The organism is Amycolatopsis sp. NBC_01488, from assembly GCF_036227105.1.
Classification (GTDB): Bacteria; Actinomycetota; Actinomycetes; order Mycobacteriales; family Pseudonocardiaceae; genus Amycolatopsis.
The window spans coordinates 3,915,726-3,933,442 of sequence record NZ_CP109434.1 but is presented as its reverse complement, the minus strand read 5'-3'; the positions used below and the strand labels follow the sequence as shown (position 1 = coordinate 3,933,442).

General features: G+C 68.6%; 14 protein-coding genes and 1 tRNA gene. 7 read left to right on the top strand and 8 right to left on the bottom strand.

The window, feature by feature from the left end:
* Positions 1–136 precede the first annotated feature (136 nt).
* Together OG738_RS19035 and OG738_RS19030 are read left to right on the top strand one after the other, a co-directional pair.
* Complete coding sequence (locus tag OG738_RS19035; protein WP_329055669.1) at positions 137–952, top strand: DUF3105 domain-containing protein; 816 nt, start codon at positions 137–139, stop codon at positions 950–952.
* Positions 949–1,665, top strand: coding sequence for a DUF305 domain-containing protein (locus OG738_RS19030; RefSeq protein ID WP_329055668.1), 717 nt, complete (start codon positions 949–951; stop codon positions 1,663–1,665). Before OG738_RS19035 ends, OG738_RS19030 begins: the two co-directional genes overlap by 4 nt.
* A gap of 45 nt (positions 1,666–1,710) precedes the next feature.
* On the opposite strand, the gene OG738_RS19025 is transcribed toward OG738_RS19030, so the two are convergent.
* Positions 1,711–2,631 (bottom strand): cation diffusion facilitator family transporter, encoded by a 921-nt coding sequence (locus OG738_RS19025; protein ID WP_329055667.1) that lies wholly within the window; start codon positions 2,629–2,631, stop codon positions 1,711–1,713.
* 152 nt (positions 2,632–2,783) lie between these two features.
* A complete protein-coding gene (locus tag OG738_RS19020; protein ID WP_329055665.1) occupies positions 2,784–3,203 on the bottom strand; it encodes a MarR family winged helix-turn-helix transcriptional regulator in 420 nt (139 codons plus the stop codon).
* Between the two features lie 105 nt (positions 3,204–3,308).
* On the opposite strand from OG738_RS19020, the gene OG738_RS19015 reads away from it, so the two are divergent.
* Positions 3,309–4,139, top strand: coding sequence for an SDR family oxidoreductase (locus OG738_RS19015; RefSeq protein WP_329055664.1), 831 nt, complete (start codon positions 3,309–3,311; stop codon positions 4,137–4,139).
* Here OG738_RS19015 and OG738_RS19010 read toward each other — a convergent pair.
* Entirely contained in the window at positions 4,136–5,236 is a 1,101-nt protein-coding gene (locus tag OG738_RS19010) for an epoxide hydrolase family protein (protein ID WP_329055662.1), read from the bottom strand. The genes OG738_RS19015 and OG738_RS19010 overlap by 4 nt on opposite strands.
* Before the next feature lie 149 nt (positions 5,237–5,385).
* On the opposite strand from OG738_RS19010, the gene OG738_RS19005 reads away from it, so the two are divergent.
* Positions 5,386–5,458: transfer RNA gene (locus OG738_RS19005), tRNA-Arg, on the top strand.
* Between the two features lie 472 nt (positions 5,459–5,930).
* Complete coding sequence (locus OG738_RS19000; RefSeq protein ID WP_329055661.1) at positions 5,931–7,694, top strand: HEXXH motif domain-containing protein; 1,764 nt, start codon at positions 5,931–5,933, stop codon at positions 7,692–7,694.
* A gap of 24 nt (positions 7,695–7,718) precedes the next feature.
* Here the strand turns inward: OG738_RS19000 and fxsT are convergent, their stop codons facing one another.
* The 4 genes from fxsT to OG738_RS18980 form a co-directional block, all read right to left on the bottom strand.
* Positions 7,719–12,110 carry an FxSxx-COOH system tetratricopeptide repeat protein gene (gene fxsT, locus OG738_RS18995; protein ID WP_329055659.1) on the bottom strand — a complete coding sequence of 1,464 codons (4,392 nt, stop codon included), beginning with the start codon at positions 12,108–12,110 and terminating at the stop codon, positions 7,719–7,721.
* Entirely contained in the window at positions 12,107–12,922 is an 816-nt protein-coding gene (locus OG738_RS18990) for an AAA family ATPase (protein WP_329055657.1), read from the bottom strand. Before OG738_RS18990 ends, fxsT begins: the two co-directional genes overlap by 4 nt.
* A gap of 218 nt (positions 12,923–13,140) precedes the next feature.
* Positions 13,141–14,706 carry a VMAP-C domain-containing protein gene (locus OG738_RS18985; RefSeq protein ID WP_329055655.1) on the bottom strand — a complete coding sequence of 522 codons (1,566 nt, stop codon included), beginning with the start codon at positions 14,704–14,706 and terminating at the stop codon, positions 13,141–13,143.
* A gap of 109 nt (positions 14,707–14,815) precedes the next feature.
* Positions 14,816–15,694 (bottom strand): AraC family transcriptional regulator, encoded by an 879-nt coding sequence (locus OG738_RS18980; protein ID WP_329055654.1) that lies wholly within the window; start codon positions 15,692–15,694, stop codon positions 14,816–14,818.
* Between the two features lie 88 nt (positions 15,695–15,782).
* Here OG738_RS18980 and OG738_RS18975 point away from each other — a divergent pair, with 88 nt between their 5' ends.
* Both OG738_RS18975 and OG738_RS18970 read left to right on the top strand, forming a co-directional pair.
* Entirely contained in the window at positions 15,783–16,694 is a 912-nt protein-coding gene (locus OG738_RS18975) for an MBL fold metallo-hydrolase (protein ID WP_329055652.1), read from the top strand.
* Positions 16,695–16,756: 62 nt separating this feature from the next.
* Positions 16,757–17,032 carry a YggT family protein gene (locus tag OG738_RS18970; RefSeq protein WP_329055650.1) on the top strand — a complete coding sequence of 92 codons (276 nt, stop codon included), beginning with the start codon at positions 16,757–16,759 and terminating at the stop codon, positions 17,030–17,032.
* Here OG738_RS18970 and OG738_RS18965 read toward each other — a convergent pair.
* Complete coding sequence (locus OG738_RS18965) at positions 17,029–17,691, bottom strand: TetR/AcrR family transcriptional regulator (RefSeq protein ID WP_329055648.1); 663 nt, start codon at positions 17,689–17,691, stop codon at positions 17,029–17,031. The genes OG738_RS18970 and OG738_RS18965 overlap by 4 nt on opposite strands.
* Positions 17,692–17,717 lie beyond the last annotated feature (26 nt).

Below are 17,717 nucleotides of genomic sequence, written 5' to 3'. Positions count from 1 at the left end.
CCCGTGGGTGCGTGAGGCGTTAACGGTGATCAGACGGCCGGTCTCTACACTGGCCCGGGCGGGAATCCGTCCGCAGCCACAGAGGGAGAACGCGGGAGCCATGGCGAACGGGACAACTCGGAAAAAGGGGTCGGCGGTGAAGGCGGCCCGCGGTTCCGTCGTGAGCAAGAAGGGCACGCCCTGGGGCACGATCATCGCCGTCGTGGCGATCGTCGCCCTGCTCGGTGCCGTGATCACGTACTACATGGTGAAGTCCGCGCCGAAGCGCGAGCAGGCCGACCGCGAGGCCGCCGCCGCTGCGTTCGCGCCGAGCGCGCAGGACCCGGATCCCTCGAAGCGCATCCCGGGCGTGGTGACGGCCACCTACACCGGCAGCGTGCACGTCCTCCCGACCGAGCGCGTCGCCTACGACCACTCCCCGCCGTTCGGCGGCCCGCACGACCAGACGTGGGCCACCTGCACCGGCATCGTGTACCCGACCGCGGTCCGCACCGAGAACATGGTGCACGCGCTGGAGCACGGCTCGGTCTGGATCGCCTACAACCCGCAGCAAATCAGCGGCGACGCGCTGAACCTGCTGAGCGTCCGCGTCAAGGACAAGCCGTTCACGATGCTGTCGCCCTACCCCGGCCTCGACAAGCCGATCTCGCTGCAGTCGTGGGGCCACCAGCTGAAGCTGGACGACGCCAACGACGCGCGGATCGACGAGTTCATCGCGGCCCTGCGGAGCAACCCCAACGGCGTCTACCCCGAGGTCGGCGCGTCCTGCGACGCGGTCCCGGGCCAGTTCGACCCGGACAACCCGCCGCCGTTCGACCCGTCGAAGCCGGGCCCCGACGCGAAGCCCATGAACTACAAGGGCAGCACGGCCGCGCAGCCCGAGCAGGGCGGCATGAACCAGCCGTCCGCCCCGGTCCCGTCCGCTCCCGCCTCGCCGACGACGACCAAGTGAGCACCGAAGCCGACCTCGAACCCGACGAGGTCACCGAGCAGCCGACCTGGTCGCGCTGGGTGATCATCGGCGGCACGCTGCTCGCGGTCCTGCTGATCGGCGGGGTCGCGGGCATGTTCGTGACCCGAGCGGTCGACGAGCCGGCGGCCGCCACGCCGGCCGCCGGCTCGGTCGAGGTCGGCTTCGCCCAGGACATGTCGACGCACCACCTGCAGGCGGTCACGATGGCGGGCATCGCCCGCGACCGCACGACCGACCCGGAGATCAAGCAGCTCGCGTTCGACATCGAACGCACGCAGCTCGAGCAGGTCGGCCGGATGAAGGGCTGGCTCATGCTCTGGGACCAGCCCGAGCAGGCGATCGGCGCGCCGATGCAGTGGATGACGGAACCGATGTCGGGGCACGACGGCATGTCGATGGCGCCGTCGTCGGTCAACCCGGCCGGCGGCGCGCTGATGCCGGGCATGGCGACCGACACCGAGCTGACCAAGCTGCGCTCGTTGTCCGGCCGCGCGTTCGACGTCTACTTCCTGCAGCTGATGCTCCGCCACCACCAGGGCGGCGCGGCGATGGCCCAGTACGCGGCGGCGCATTCGTCCCTGCCGGCGTTGAAGGCCCTGGTGAACAGCATCCTCACGTCGCAGGGCGCGGAAGTGGACCAGATGAAGCTGATGCTCTCCGGCCGGGGCGCCCAGCCGCTGCCCTTCTCCTAGCCACCCTTTTCCTGGCCACCCTTTTTCCTGCCGCTCTTCGGCCGGCTACCAGGAGAGTTCCTGGCACCGCCGCGCGCACTGCGGCCCCTCGACCTGCAGTGTCGCGTGCTCGATCGCATAGCGCGAAGCCAGCAGGTTCTGCGCCTCGGTCAGCACGTCCGATTGCTGCGCGGGCGGTGCGAGCGTCAGGTGCGCCGACGCCACCTCCATGCCCGACGTCAGCGTCCAGACGTGCAGGTCGTGCACGTCCGCGACGCCCGGCAGCGCGGCCAGCTCGGCGTTGATCGCGCCGACGTCGACGCCCTGGGGCGCGTGCTGGAAGAGGATGCGCAACGCGCGGCGGGCCAGCGTCCACGTGCGCGGCAGCACGAACAGCCCGATCGCGACGCCGATGATCGGGTCGGCGTAGCGCCAGCCCGTCAGCAGCGTCAGCGCGCCGCTGACCAGCACGCCGACCGAGCCGATCAGGTCAGCCAGCACCTCGAGGTACGCGCCGCGGACGTTGAGGCTTTCCTTCGCACCCGAACGCAGCACGGCGAACGACACGAGGTTGGCCGCGAGACCGGCCGTCGCGGCCAGCAGCACCGGCAGGCCGGGCACCGCGGGCGGGTCGCCGATCCGGCCGATCGCCTCGACGAGGACGTAGCCCGCGACGCCGAAGAGCAGGACGGCGTTGGCCAGCGCGGCCAGCACCTCCGCGCGGTACAGCCCGAACGTGCGGCTGACCGTGGGGCCGGTGCGGCGCGCCAGGATGATCGCCGTGAGCGCCATGCCGACCCCGAGGACGTCGGTGAACATGTGCGCCGCGTCGGAGATCAGGGCCAGCGAGCCGGTGGTGAAGCCGACGACGAACTCGAGCACCATGAAGCCGGCGCCGACGCACAGGGCGATGGTCAGGCTCCGCACGTACCGGCCCGACGCGCTCGCCGGCGCGACCGACTGCCCGTGGCCGTGGCCGTGTCCCATTCCGCCTCCGTTCCCGGTTCCTCGTCGGGGCAAACATATAGTCGAATGCGCATATATGCAACGGAGGGCAGCCTAAGTTCACCCATCCGAAAGCTACCCCGCAGGCCCGCGGCGACCAATCCACCAGGCGGGGTTCCCGCCGGGCGGACTCGTCACGCTTCGACGTCGACCATCCGCCGCAGCAGGTCGCGCAATCGGACACGGTCCTCGGGGTCGAGCGCGGCCAGCGGTTCGGCCGCGAAGCCCAGCGAACGCCGGAAGTTGCGCGCCAGGACGGCTCCCGCGGGCGTCGCCACGATGTTCTTGATCCGCCGGTCGCGGTCGTCGGGACGGCGCTCGACCAGGCCCCGCGCCTCGAGCCGGTCGATGATCCCCGTCACGTTGGAACGCTCGGAGTTCAGCTTCTCGGCGATCCGGTGCATCGGCAGCGGCTCCCCGAGCGCGCCGAGCACCTTGGCCTGCACCGTCGTCAGTCCCTGCGCGGCCGCCGCGGATTCGTAGGAGCCGACGAACCGGTCGACGATCCGCGCGAGCAGGGCCACGACGTCGTCGGTGATCGGGTCAGCGCTCATCAGGCGAGTGTAGGCCGATAGTTGACTACGTGAACCATCCATGCCTATAGTCGTTTTAGTTCACTACATTAACCATCATCCTCCTGAAGCACATCGAGGTTCGAGATGAGCAACGACCGCGTCGCCCTGATCACCGGCACGTCCACCGGGATCGGCCTCGCCACAGCGGTCCGGGCGGCCCGGGCGGGCTTCCGGACGGTCGCCACCCTGCGCGACCCCGCCCGCGCCGATCGGCTGCGGGAAGCGGCCGGCGACGCCGAGCTGGACATCCGCGCGCTCGACGTCACCGACGCGGCATCCGTCCGCGCGGCGTTCGACGGCGTCCTCGCCGACTACGGCCGGCTCGACGTGCTGGTGAACAACGCCGGCGCGGGGCACGTCGGCACGATCGAGCAGGAGCCGGTCTCGGCGGTGCGCGAGACCATGGAGGTCAACTTCTTCGGCGTCGTCGAAGCGACGAAGGCCGCGATGCCGGCGTTGCGCGCGAGCGGCGGCCGCGTGATCACGGTGACCAGCATCGGCGGCGCGGTCGGCCAGCCGTTCAACGAGGCGTACTGCGCGGCGAAGTTCGCCGTCGAAGGCTTGATGGAGTCGCTCGCGCCGGTCGCGGCGGCCCAGGGCGTCACGGTGTGCGTCGTCGAGCCGGGCGCGGTCGCGACGGAGTTCGTCAACAACATCGGCGTCGACGAGCGGCTCTTCGCCGAGGCCGGCCCGTACGCCGAGTCCCTGCAGAAGTACATCGCCAACGTGACGCGGTCGTTCGACGGTGCCCAGCCGGCCGACGAGGTCGCCGAGGTGATCCTGGACGCGATGACGGCCGACGCACCGGCGTTCCGCATCCAGACGTCGAAGCAGGCCGAGGAGTTCACCGGCCTCAAGTTCGCCGACCGCGACGGCTCGGCCGTCCAGCGCCTGACGACCGGCTGGCTCGCCTAGCGCACCAGCCGGAAGAAGCCCCGGACCTGCTCGACGAACAGTTCGGGCTGCTCCAGCGCGGCGAAGTGCCCACCGACGGGCAGCTCTTCGAACCACCGCAGGTCGGTGTAGCGCTGCTCGGCCTGCCGCCGCGACGGCCGCACGATCTCCTTGGGGAACACCGAAACCCCGGCCGGAACGTCCACTGTGGACAGGTCCCGTTCGTTGTTCTCCCAGTACATCCGCGCCGACGACGCCGCCGTCGCGGTGAACCAGTAGACGGAGATGTCGTCGAGCATCTTCTGCCGGTCGACGGCGTCCTCCGGGTGCCCCTTGTTGTCGGTCCAGGCCCAGAACTTCTCGGCGATCCAGGCGGCCTGGCCGGCGGGCGAATCGGTCAGGCCGTAGCCGAGCGTCTGCGGCCGGGTGCCCTGCTGGCCGGAGTACCCGCTGCCGGTCCGCCGGAACTCCTGCAGGTCGGCGAGCGCCCGGCGCTCCTGCGGCGTCGGATCGTCCTGGGTCATCTGCACGAGCGCGAAGTTGACGTGCACCCCGGCGACCCGCCCCGACTGCGCGAGAGCGTTGCTGATGGCGGCACCCCAGTCGCCGCCCTGGGCGCCGTAGCGGTCGTAGCCGAGTTCGCGCATGAGCCGGTCGAAGAGTTCCGCGACCCGCGGGATCTTCAGCGCGGGCTTGTCACTCCACCCGAACCCGGGCAGCGACGGCGCGACGACGTGGAAGGCGTCCCCGGGATCGCCGCCGTACTTCGCGGGATCGCTGAGCGGCCCGAAGACATCGAGGAACTCGACGACGGACCCGGGCCACCCATGGGTCAGCACGAGCGGCAAGGCATCGGGCTCAGGCGACCGCAGGTGCACGAAGTGCAGGCCGACGCCATCGACGTCGGCCCGGAACTGCGGAAAGGCGTTGAGCCGCGAGGCGAACCCGAAGTCGTACTCCTCACCCCAGTCCCGGCAGAGCTCCCGGACATAGGACAGCGGAACACCCTGCGACCAGTCCCCGACGGTCTCGGCCTCGGGCCACCGAGTCCGCCGCAGCCGCTCCCGCAGGTCGGCGACATCGGCTTCATCGAGAGACACCTGGAACGGCTTGACCATCTCGTCTCCTTCAGGTGGGCTTCCCACGCTAGCGACGTCCGGGTCAGTGGATCAACTTTGCGACGCTGACCAGCCACTTCGCCCATGAGCCCACCTGCGCGCAAGGGGTCGGCGGGATACGCTAAGCTTTCGGAGTCGCCCAGCGATGGGCCCTCGTAGCTCAGGGGATAGAGCACTGCCCTCCGGAGGCAGGTGTCGCAGGTTCGAATCCTGCCGAGGGCACCCGAGATGCCCGAGCTGTGTCCGCGGAACTCGCGGACCTTGTCTCGGGTTTTGTGTTTTCTGGGGGCCGAGCCCCCAGGCCCCCGCCGGGGGCGAGCCCCCGGACCCCCACCGTGTGCCGGTTCGGGCGGGAACCCAGACACGGCTTGCGCGGATCCGACTGTCGGACGGTTTCCGCCGACCCGTCCGTCAGGCATAATGGGACAACGCGGTCGCGATAGGGAGGCTGGTCGGCGTGGGGTCAACCGATTCGGACGTACGCACGGAATTGCTCGATCTCACCAGGGTTTCCCTCGTGGAACTGCGCACCATCCGCACGCCGTCGCTCGACTCGGCGATCAGGAAGGTCTTCGAGAACGCGAAACACGTCGACGTCGACGAGATTCAGGAGCAAGGACAGATCAAGCTCTGATCCGCACCTGGGAGCTCCGCGATTCACTTCAGGTGAACCGGCGAAAAGGAGACAAACCGGATGCCGGTCGAGCTGCCACGGCACCAGCTGCCGCGGTCGTCGTTCACCCAGCTTTCCGCCGGACCGGCGGGAAAGCTCGTCATTAACCAGCTGCGAGCCAGTCAGCTCAGCCGGCGAAAACTCCAGCTGAGGGCGCTGATCGAGCTGCTCGAAGCCACGGAAAAGCGCGCCGTATCGACATATGCGTGGCCCATCCTCGTCGCTGCGGAACGCCGCAATTCCGAAATCGTCGACGAGCTGTTGCTGCACCCGTCTGTCGGCGTCTGGCTCACCCGATCGCTTCGGAAGCTTTCCGGAGCGCCCCTCGACAGCACACCGCTCCGGACAGATCTGGACTACCTCGCGTCACTCGCCGGTGCCGCGGCACTGCGATGCGGCATCCCCTGCACCATCGATGTCCCGGTCGTGCACGGTGTCGTTACGCTGCCGACAGTCGGTCAGCTCGAGCTTCCGTTGGCGTTCCCGGCTGGTAAGGCGATTCTCGAGACAGCCGCGGACGGCTCGGGCTCCCTGCGCACACTCACCGGCGTCTCCGTCGAATTCGACCCCCCGCTGCCCGGTCCCGGTTTCTTCCCGGCTCGTCGCCACACGGTCGAATCGCACGGAGCCCGACTTTCCGTGGAGATCGACGACCGCGGCCCGTACCGGGTCTTTTCGGCGCCGGTCCCGCCCGACCCACTGGACCCGCCGGAATACTCCGAATGGACCAAGCTTCTCGGTGAGGCGTGGCAGATCCTCACCTCGCACTACGCTGGATTCGCGGATGAGTTGGCCCACGGAATGTCCACTCTCGTTCCGCTTGAAAGCGAAAACTTCTTCACCGGCGCCTCTTCCTCAAACGCCTTCGGCGCGATCGCCATGACAGCGAAGTATTCCGCTGTCGATTTGGCCGAAACGCTCGTCCACGAACTCCAGCATTCCAAGATGAACGCGCTCCTGGAACTCGTCGACCTGGTCGACCCGGATTTCGGCAAGCTCCTGTACGCGCCGTGGCGTGACGATCCCCGCCCCGCGAGCGGACTTCTGCACGGGATCTTCGCGTTCCTGACCGCCGTGGAGTTCTGGCGAGTGCAGCTCAGGCAAGACGAAACCGCCGGACGGCATGCCTGGTTCAGCTACGCCTACCGAAGGCACCAGGTGCGACAGACGATCGATGTGCTGTTGGCTTCCGATGCCCTGACTGAGCTCGGTCGGCAGTTCGTGGCGTCCCTGTCCGACCGGCTGGACTCGGTCGACCCTGCCGCCGTCCCGAGCGAACTCGATGAAACAGTGACTCGCGTGGCAAACGAGGAGCAGGCCACCTGGCGCCTTCGCCATCTCCGCCCCGACGAAAGCTGGGTAATCGAGGCTACCGACGCCTGGGCAGCACGCACCGAGCCACCACGGCCACCGGTCGGCCCCGGCGAAGTGACGCCGTGGCACCGGTCCGTGCCCCGGTCACCGCGCATGGACCTGCTCAGGCTGCACTTCCTTGGGCAAACCGCGCGTCGCCGAAACCTTTCGGCGGCGGATCTGGCCTACGTGAACGGCGATCTCAGCACAGCGCGAAGTACTTACGCGGCGACGATCCGGACGACTCCCCAAGACGACCAAGCGTGGCTCGGCCTTGGTCTCACCATGGCAGCGGCCGGCCAGCGGACCGCGTTGCTCACCGCACCCCACCTGGTACTCGGGATCCGGGATCGGCTGCTCAGCCGCGAAGACCCGGGTGACCTGCCAGTCGAGCTGGTTGAGTGGCTGATCACGGCCGCACCCGCCGGTTGACCGGCGGGTGTGGCCACGCCCGGTTCAGAGTTGCATGGTATCGGTGTCGCAGTTGGCCCGCTCGGACTTGACCGCGGCGGCGACGGCCGGGTGCCCCTCGCCGAGCGCGGTCCGGAGCCGTTCGAGAGTGTTCCCGTGCAGGATGGTGGCTTCGTCGTCGCGGCCCATGGCGCGCAGGTCGATCGACAGGTTGACCGCAATCGCCAATGTTGCGGGGTGGTCCGGACCGAGTACGCGGGCCGATCGCTCCAGGTTGGCGACGTCGAGGTCGTGCGCTTCCTGGATCCGGCCCAGCGCCGCCAGGTCACTCGCCAAATTGGTGACGCAGACCAACGTCGAGGGGTGGTCGTCCCCGAAGACCTGCCGCAACGACGTGGCCGTCTGTTCATCGAGCCGGTGGGCGCGTTCGAGACTGCCGATCAACCGAAGGGTGACGCCGAGATTTATGGCCGCAACCAGGGTGAAGGGGTGTTCCGAACCATAGGTTTCGATGAACAGCTGATGGCTCGACTCACCGAGGTCCAGCGCCCCCGCCAAGTCACCCCGGTGCCGCAGGTCGGCGGCCATGCACATCTCGGATGTGATGGTGTCGAGATGCCGATCACCGAGCCGGCGTCGATAGCGCTGCACGCACTCCTTCGACAACTCATAAGCGCCATCGTGATCACCCGCCTTGCGCCGGGCAACGGCGAGATTGCGCATCGCACCGATCGTCCGCGGGTGGTCGACGCCGACGACCTCCCGCTGCCGGTTCAGCGTTTGTTCCTGGAGTTCGCACGCCTCGACGTACCTGCCGCATTCCCGTAGGTCCATGGCGAACGCGTTCAGCGTCAAGAACGTGTCGACGTGCTCCTCCCCGAGCACGATCTTCTTGCGCCGCCAGACGTATTCGTCGAGATCGCGCGCTTCGAAGAACTTTCCCATGAGGCGAAGTGTGCCGGCGAGGTTGTTGCCCGCGGCCAGTGTTCCCGGGTCGTCTTCGCCGAGAACGCGCCTGGACTGTTCGAAGATCTCCTCGCCCATTCCCAGCTCTCGGTCGAAGCGCCCCAGCGACCGCATGTCCTGCCGCACCGTGTTGGCGACACTGAGAAAGAGCTCGTTCTCCTCCCCCATCGTCTCCTTCACCAGTTCATAAGTGCGGCTGTTGAGGTTTCGAGCCTCTTCCATGCGGCCGAGCCGCCACAGCGAGACCCCTTGGAGCCGGGCCATCGACAGCGTGTCGGGGTCGCTCTCGCCGAACATTTCCCGCCACTTCTCGAGCGCCTCACGAGATGTCTCGCGCGCACCTTCGTAGTCTCCGTAACTGACGAGGTAGCGAACCAGGTTGACCATCATCCGGCGCACCCAGGCGTCGGACCGGCACTCCATCATCCGCGACACCATTGCATGCGGAAGGAGCTCGGAATAGGTTTTCCAATTGGCCGAGTTCTCCGGATCGTTGGGGTCGCCATGCACCAGCAACACGTGCACCGCGTGCCGCATCTCGTCCCGGTCGGCTTCAGACAGCTGATTCTTCAGCACCGTCTGCACCAACCGGTGCAGCTGGAGGGTGTTGTTGCGATGATCCAGTCGCGCCAGGCTGTAGCGGCTGATCTCTCGGATCGCCAGGTTGAGCTTGATCGGCTGACTGAGGGCGTCACCAAGCGCGTCGGGTACCGGCGCGTTCCGCACCGCGGTGAAGAGGTTACGGGAAATCGGTTCCGGGCCGAAGAAGGCGCACACCTGGAGTAGCTGCAAAGCGGCCGGGTGCGACGCTCGGAGCTTCGCCAGCGGGACGTTCCAGGCCGCGGCGACGGAACGCTGGTAGTCACCGGTCTCGAACTCCGTCGTCAGCTCGGCGAGGTTCTGGTCCAGCAGCTGCAGGTATTCCCCGACCGGCATGCCGGTCTGCGCCCGCCACGCCGCCGCTTGCTCGACGGCCAGGGGCAGGTCGCCCAGCGCTTCCGCGAGCACGTCGGCGTCCGCGTCCGTGATCTCTCCGCCGGCTTTTCGGAGCAGCTCCTTGCTTTCTTTCCGGGTGAAGAGGTCGACCTCGACGGTGCGAGCCACGCCTGACCATTGCGAGTTGCGAGAAGTGACGACAATGTGCCCGGTGTCACCAGAAATCGCCGGGAAGAACGGACTGACCACGTCGGGCCGATCTGCATTGTCGAACACCAGCAACCAGCGTGAATACGGTTCGCCTCGCCGCAGTGCTTCCAGCACGCCCGGCACCGCCGCGTCCGCCGTACCCGGTACTTGCAAGCCGAGGCGTTTGGCGAGCTCGACGAGACTCCTTGAGATCTGCGACGGCTGCTCGGCGGGTATCCACCAAATCACGTCATATTCATTGGCATGTCGATAAATGTATTCGACCACCGTCTGGGACTTGCCCACACCACCCATGCCGTGCAGTGCCTCGGGGAGAACCGCGGTCGCCCCGCCGGCTTGGAAGAGCCGCTCCCTGAGCTGGTCCAGCAACTCGGCTCGGCCGACGAAGTCGGGGTTGCGCAGCGGGACGGTCCCCCAGATGTGCGGGCCTGTCCGGGTTGCCCGCGAACCTGCGCCCGAGACGGTCGATGCGGGAGTGGTCACGGCGTCGTCTCCTCCGGAAGGGGTGGTGGCACCCGCGGACTCCAGGGTGTCGGTCGTGGTCAAGATCAGATCCTTCTGAATTGATACAGAATCGGTGTTACGCCCCACAGTAGGGGATCCGGGCGCCGGGCCGCCCACCAGCTCACCGGTCCGAGGTAGCAGCTCCTCGCTCAGTTTCTTCGCACGGCGGGCGTACCTTCCGGACAAAGCGCGGAAGACCGCTTCTTGAACGCGCAGGTACGGGACATTCTCCGGGGACGCTTCGAGTCGTGACGTCTTGTCGGGGTCGTCCACGGCGTCGCGGTAGTTGCGCAGTGCCGCGATCCGCGCCCCTGCGTACTGCCCCAGCACGCGGGCTACCCGGACGGTCGTATCGCGCCTTTCACCCGATAGAAGCTCCGCGCGCACTCCGTCGCGGAATTCGAACGTCACTTCCGACGGATCCGACGGCGTGGCGGAGCGGGAGATCCGCTGGATCAAATCCCCGAGAAGCACTTCGGCCAGGGCCGGCAACCCCGAACTCGGCAGCAGTACGCGTTGGACCAGCCGCATCAACGGCAGGTTCAACGGCGCCGCGGCCAGGAGGCCGGCGAGCTGGAAAGCCTGCGCGGAAGCGTAGGTCCGGAAACGGAGGACGCGAGTGCGCGGCGTCAGCTCTTCCGGTGGCTCGGCGGGCGGACCGGCGGCCAGCCGCTTGCGGTGGTCGCGGTGTGCGAGGACGGCCGTCGTTTCGATCGTGGTCGCCGTCGAGACCAGCTTCGCCCAATCGCCCAGCCACGCCTCGGACAGGTTGAGCACCGGCACGGCGACCGCGCCCTTGGCCGCCGCCGGCGCGTCGCCGGGCACCGGTTCGCGGGGCCGCACCCGCAGCCGCCGGTTGGGCACCCCGGGAGCCGCCGCGGACAGGCGGAGCCGGCTCGGCGAAAGGCCGCCCCACGTCCAAAGCCGTTGGGGCAGCACGTGTGCGACGGCCACCGGCATCTGCTCGGACCACCGGGCCAGCATCTCGTGCGCCACGCCGTCGTGCCAGGTGGAGCCGATCGCGTCCGTCACCACCAGGATGAGCCGGCGTCCGGTGGGGTCGGCGAGGTCCCGGGCGCGGTAGCGCGCTCCGCCGGGCCCTTCCGCACGCAGCACCGGATCGCCGGGCGACGGTTCGGAGCTGTCCATCAGGTGCACCCGCACGTCGCGGAACGCTCCCTGACGGCGGGCCAGGTTCCGGAACTCCCGGACCGTGTTCTGCCAGATCTCCATCGAGGGAGCGGTGTCCACCACGAGCGACAGCTCGAACTTGTGCCACAGGCCGGGCTGCCACACCGGCAGCCACATCCCGTCGTCGGCGGCCCGGGTCGCCGTGGCCTCCTCGTCCAGGACCGTGGCCCACGGCGATGGCGAAGCACGCATGAGCGGACGCAGAGCCCGGGAGACGCCCCGGGTGTCCAGTGCCGGACCGATCGACGTGAGCAGCGGCGCGGTTTCCTGGCCGTCGTCGGCGATGACGCCGGTGGCGCGGAGGAACCCGCGCTCACCGGGTTCGAAGATCTCCTGGGCCCACGGAGCCGGCTGGTCGAGGCCCGCCGGTTTCCGTTCCCGCCGCGACGGGACCCCCTCCGGTTCCTCGGCCGGCGGAAGAGGATCTTCCGGCTCAGGCGACGTCCGTTCCGCGGTTTCCGCCGGGCGTACCGGTTCCGGCTCGACCGGCCGACCGGGCTCTCCCGGCAACCACTCCGCACCGAACCGCCTGGCCAGCCAGACGGCGTCGCGGACTTCCCGCCAGGTCAGCTCCCCGCGTTTCAGGGACGGCGGCGGGGTGTCCGGGGGCGGCGTCTCGTCGGCGGTCATTCCGCCTCCAGGGACGACAGCGGGTGCCAGATCGCCTCGCGGAGTTCCTTCCACTCGGCGTCAGTCTGGTAAGCGCCGGACGTCGCGAGTTCCGCGGCGAGGTGCACGGCGTTGAGCAACTGGTCGGCGGCCAGGCCGCCGACGCGTCCGCTGGTCTCGAGGAACTGACGGATGAGCCGCTGAACGTCCACCTGGTCGGTTTCCCCGAACTGCGCCGCCACCATCTGCCCGAGCTGTTCGGAAGTCGGCGGTCGCATTTCCAGCAGCAAGCACCTTCGCAGGAATGCGGGCGGGAATTCTCGTTCACCATTGCTCGTGATGATGACGATCGGGAAAGCCCGCGGCCGGACCCGGCCGTCCTTGACGACGGCCGACCCGCCGCGGTCGTTCGTGAGCACCGGCACTTCCGGCCGTTGCTGGGCGATCCGGACGAGCTCGTCGATTTCGTAATCGCCGTCCTCGAAGACGTTGAGCAGGTCGTTCGGCAGGTCGATGTCGCTCTTGTCGAGCTCGTCGATGAGCAGCACGCGCGGTTTTTCGAATGGCAGCAATGCGGTTCCGAGCGGGCCGAGCCGGATGTAGTCGCCGATGTCGGGCTGTTCTTCGCCGTTCGCGCGCGCCGCTTGCACGCGGCCGATGGCGTCGTAGAGATAAAGCCCGTCCTTGAGGGTCGTCCGGCTGGAAACCGGCCATTTCAGCACCGGGCCGAGACCGAGCTCGGTCGCCACCAGATAGGCCAGGCTCGATTTTCCCGTGCCCGGGCGACCGGTCACCAGCAGCGGACGGCGCAGGTAGATGGCCGCGTTGACCATGGCCACTTCGCGCGGGCCGGGAACCCGCGGCTGCGAGCGCAGCCGACCGATCCTGCGGCTCCCTTCGCCGTCGTCGTCCTTCGGGTACCGGGCCGTGCCTTCGCCGTTGAACTGCCGCCAGGGCGGCGGGCTCGGCAGAGCGTCCGGGGCGTCGTCGGGAATCCCCGTTCCGCGGTAGACCCGCCAGTCCGGGGTGTGGTTGCCCGATCCGGTGTCCGTCATGCGGTGGGCACCGCCTCCGGGGCTCCCGGGCGCTGCGGCAGGACGATCCGTTCCGGATCGTCGTACAGCAACGCGAGCCGGCTGCCGACGTGCGTTCCTTCCGGTCCCTCGGCGAAAGCGGACAGCCTGATGAGCCGCAGGCGCTCCAGCAGGTGGTGCGAGTCCTCGGCGTGCAGTAGTTCTTTCACGGTGTGGGAAAATTCCTCCGAACGACAGTTTTCTCGGTGCCAGACCATGATCGGGAATCCCGCGCGGAGGCCGACCGCGATCTCGTCGCTTTCCGCCGTGAACGCGTGGGGAGGCGCGCTCAGCACGAAGGCCACGAGTTCCGGCCGGGCTTCGAACCGGGACGTCAGCTCGCGGAGGCTCCGCGTCTCGTCGTCGATGCTCCAGAACCCGGATTCCGGCGCGATGGGGCCACCGTCGCCGGCCTGGGCCTTCAGTTCCTTCCAGCGGACGAACCAGGCGCGATGCCACTTCCGCAGCTTCATCCGCTCGAGGCTGCGTACCCCCAGGGGGAAGTGACAGCCGAGTGGCTCCGGCACCGGTGTCTCCACTTCCCACTGCCACTGGTCGACGTCCAGGTGGAGCAGGTCACGGCTGAGGATGAAGTCGAGGCGGATGTCGGGCTCGTAAGGCGCCCAGTCGCTTTCCACCTTCTCGGCCAGCACGGCCACCTCGTACTTGATCTCTTCGAAACCGCCGACGTAGTCCTGCCCGTGTTCCGGGTACCAGCCTTCGGAAACGTCGAGCTGGCGCCAGTGGGACAAGCGGTACCGGTCGCCGGTCGGCCCCTCGGGCTGCAAGAGGAACACGAGGTAGGCCTCGGACCGCAGCGCCGGCGATTCGACCGGTCGGGCTACACCCTTGATCCGGTCGCAGAAAGCTTCCATCTCCGCGGTCAGGTTCATCCGGGCGGCCATGTCCTTGACCCACTTGCGGACCTCCGCCGCCAGGTCGAACCGCAGCCGGGCCGCGACGCGCTCGACGAACATCAGGCTCTTGGGCAGACCGTCCGAACCCGAGTTCATCGTGTCCAGCAAGAGGAAAGCGTCCTCCAGCGAGGCTTCGGGCGGCAGTCGCGGCGCACCGTCGCCGCCGACCAGGCCGTAGATCTCGGCGACGTTCGGAACGGTCACCCCGGACAGCAGGCCGAACAGCTGCCGCCGTTCTTCGGGCGACCAGGTGTCCAAGGTCGTCATGTCGACGATGATCCCGCGGACCGCGGTCATCGCGATGGTTCCCGGCTCGAACTGTTCCAGCACGTCCAGCAGGGCGTTGAGCCCGCCCGGCCGCTGACGGCAAGCCTCGACGATGGCGAACAAATGCATGTTCGTCTGCGGGTATTCGGTAACGGACAACGAATAACCCAGTTTGTCGGAAAGACCCTGGAGCACCAGCTGCCTGCTGTTCAGATCGACCAGGCACGACACCCGGCGCAAAGCCTCGACGAGTGGCCACAGGACGCCACCGTCCGGTGTCTCACCCGCCATGGCAAGCCCCTCCGCCTCACTATGGGGACAGACCGACCATGGTAGCGATGTCAGGTCACGAAGTCGCACTAACCTTCCAGTCGAATCACTAGAACAGTTGTTTGCGCACGATAGAAGCAACCACGTAGATCATTTCTTCGGCTGCGGACAAGTCGGCAAGCTGCGAAAACGGATCGTGTCAGCGAGGACCGCCGCCGCGGTAGGTGCCCGGGGCGACGGCGAACTGGCGCTTGAACGCGTGGGAGAACGCGAACGGTGAGCCGTAACCGACCTTGGTGGCGATCGCGGGCAGTGGGAGGTCGGTGTCCTGCAGCAACCTCGCCGCCGTCGTCAGGCGCCACCACGTCAGGTACGCCATCGGTGAGTGGCCGGTCAATGCCGTGAACCTGCGGGACAGCGTGGCCCGGGACAAGCCCACCCGGGAGGCCAGGTCCTCGATGCGCCACGGTGCCTCGGGGTTCGCGTGCAGAGCCTCCAGCGCCGCCGCGATCGGCGGGTCGCGCAACGCCTCGGGCCAGCCCGTGCCCGGGTTTCCCGCCAGCCACGCCCGGAGCAGGTACACCAGCAGCAAGTCCAGCAATCCGGTGAGGACCGTCGACGAGCCCGGGCGGCGCGTGGTCACCTCCGTGCCCAGGAGGTCGATCGCCGACCGGAGTTCCGATGCGCCGCCGACCTGGGCGGGAATGTGCACCACCTCCGGGAGGCTCGCCAGCACCGGGTGGCGACGCGCCCGGGACAGGCGGTACTTGCCGCACAGGAACTCCGTGCGGCCGTCCGGGTCGGCTGTCGCCGTCTCGAACGGCACCGCGCCGGACGCGTCCGGCCGGGACGACAGCGTGTGCGCGCTGCCGTGCGGGACCAGGACCGCGTCGCCCGCGCCCAGGGGTACCGGCTCGCCCGCGGACGGGATCAGCCAGCCGGTGCCTCTCAACAGCACGTGGAAGCCGGCGCCCTCGTACGGCGCGAAGCGGTAGCACCACTCCGCGCCCGCGCGCAGCCGGTTCGACGTCGGCTGCCCGATCCGCACCGCGGCGATCGCGTCACTCAGCAGGTCCACACCACGACTGTAGACAATGAGACGCTCACGCATCGGAAAGAGAACTTCGCGCATGGAAATGCTCAGCTGTGACCGTCAGAGTGGAGGCATGCACATCGGTGACGTCGAAGTCGTGAAGGTCCTCGAGTGGCAGGGTGAGATCGCTCCCGCGCGGACCATCGTCCCCAGCCCGCCCGAGGTCTGGCAGGACAACGCCGGCTGGCTCGCGCCCGACCACTGGAACCCCGAGACCGGCGGCTACCGCGGCACGGTCCAGACCTGGGTGCTCCGCAGCGAAGGCCGGGTCGTCCTCGTCGACACCGGGGTCGGCAACGACCGGGACCGTCCGCAGATCCCGCTGTTCGACCACCTGTCCACGAGCTTCCTCGACCGGCTCGCCGACGCCGGCGTGCGGCCCGAAGACGTCGACGTCGTCGTCAACACCCACGTCCACTACGACCACGTCGGCTGGAACACCGTGCTGCGCAACGGTGAATGGGTGCCGACGTTCCCCAACGCCACCTACCTGATCCCCCGCGCCGACCAGACGTACTTCGACCCGCGCAACGCCCACCGGCGACCCACTCCGCGCACCGAGCACGACCAGCTGCGCCGGGAAGGCAGCCTGCTCGTCTACGCCGACAGCATCGCGCCCGTGCTGGGGAAGGCCGTGCTGTGGGAGGGCAGCCACCGCATCGACCGTAACCTGACCCTGGAGCCCGCTCCCGGCCACACCCCCGGCTCGTCCGTCGTCCGCCTGGCCTCCGGCGGCGACCGCGCCGTGTTCGTCGGGGACCTGCTGCACAGTCCGGTCCAGATCCTCGCACCGCAGCACAGCAGCTGTTTCTGCGAAGACGAGAAGCAGGCCGCCGTCACCCGGCGCCGCGTGCTCGAGCGCGCCGCGGACGAACACGAACTCTTCGTGCCCGCGCACTTCGGCGGCCCCGGCGCCGTCGAAGTCCAGCGCGACGGCAGCCGGTTCGCCATCCGCCGCTGGGCCGATCCTGTCGAAATCCTGTGAACCGGACAGAACTGGCACTTCCCGCCCCACCGGCGCGTTCTCAGGGGGACGGAGGAGGAACCATGGGTGCCTTGGGGACGCTGCTCGGCTTCGCGCTGAGCCTGTACCTGCTCGTGCTGATCGCGCGGATGGTGCTGGACTGGGTCGGCATGCTGGCCGACAGCCCGCCGTGGGCGCGGCGGGCGCGGGGCCTGGCCTACGCGGCCACCGAGCCGGTGATCGGACCGGTGCGGCGGGTCGTGCGGCCGGTGCGGATCGGCGGGATTTCGCTCGATCTCGCCTTCACGCTGGTCTTCATCGGGGTGATCGTCCTGCGCGGAATCGTCTACGCACTCTAAAGGCCGCCGCGGAAGCTCGACGAGAGCCGGTCGATGCCGCGCTCCAGCTCCGTGCGGATCCCGCGCAGGTCGACGCCGTCGGGGTCGATCAGGGCCTGCATCGAGATCCCGCGCAGCTGCGCCAGCAACGCCCCCGCGTACGCGTCCGCGTCACGGACGCCGGTGATCGAGCCGTCCGCGACGCCGCTGGCCAGGGTCTGGGCGATGGCGAACCGGAACCGGCGGTCGGCCTCGGTCAGCGCGCCGCGCAGCGCCGAGTACTCCGCCGCGGCGTCGCCCCAGAGCGCCAGGAAGGCGTGGTTGAGCGTCGGCATCGTGCGGATCAGCTCGAAGATGATGTCGAGCAGCGCGCGCAGCATGTCCATCGGCGTCGCGGTGGCCCCGCCGGTCCGGGCCGCGACGGCCTCGCTGTAGGCGGTGGTGAACTCCTCGACGGCGTACTCGACCAGCCGCTGCCCGAGCCCGTCCTTGTCGCCGAAGTGCTGGAAGACGACGGACCGCGCGTAGCCGGACCGGGCGCAGACGGCCCCGATCTTCAGCCTGCCGAACCCCTCGTCGGCGATGAGGTGCGCGGCGGCGTTGAGGATGCGCGCCTCGACGGCGGCGTCTTCGCCGTCTTGCGGGATCCGGTCTGCGGTGGAGCGGTCCACGCGCGTCATGCTAGCCACTCGAACCGGACACCACC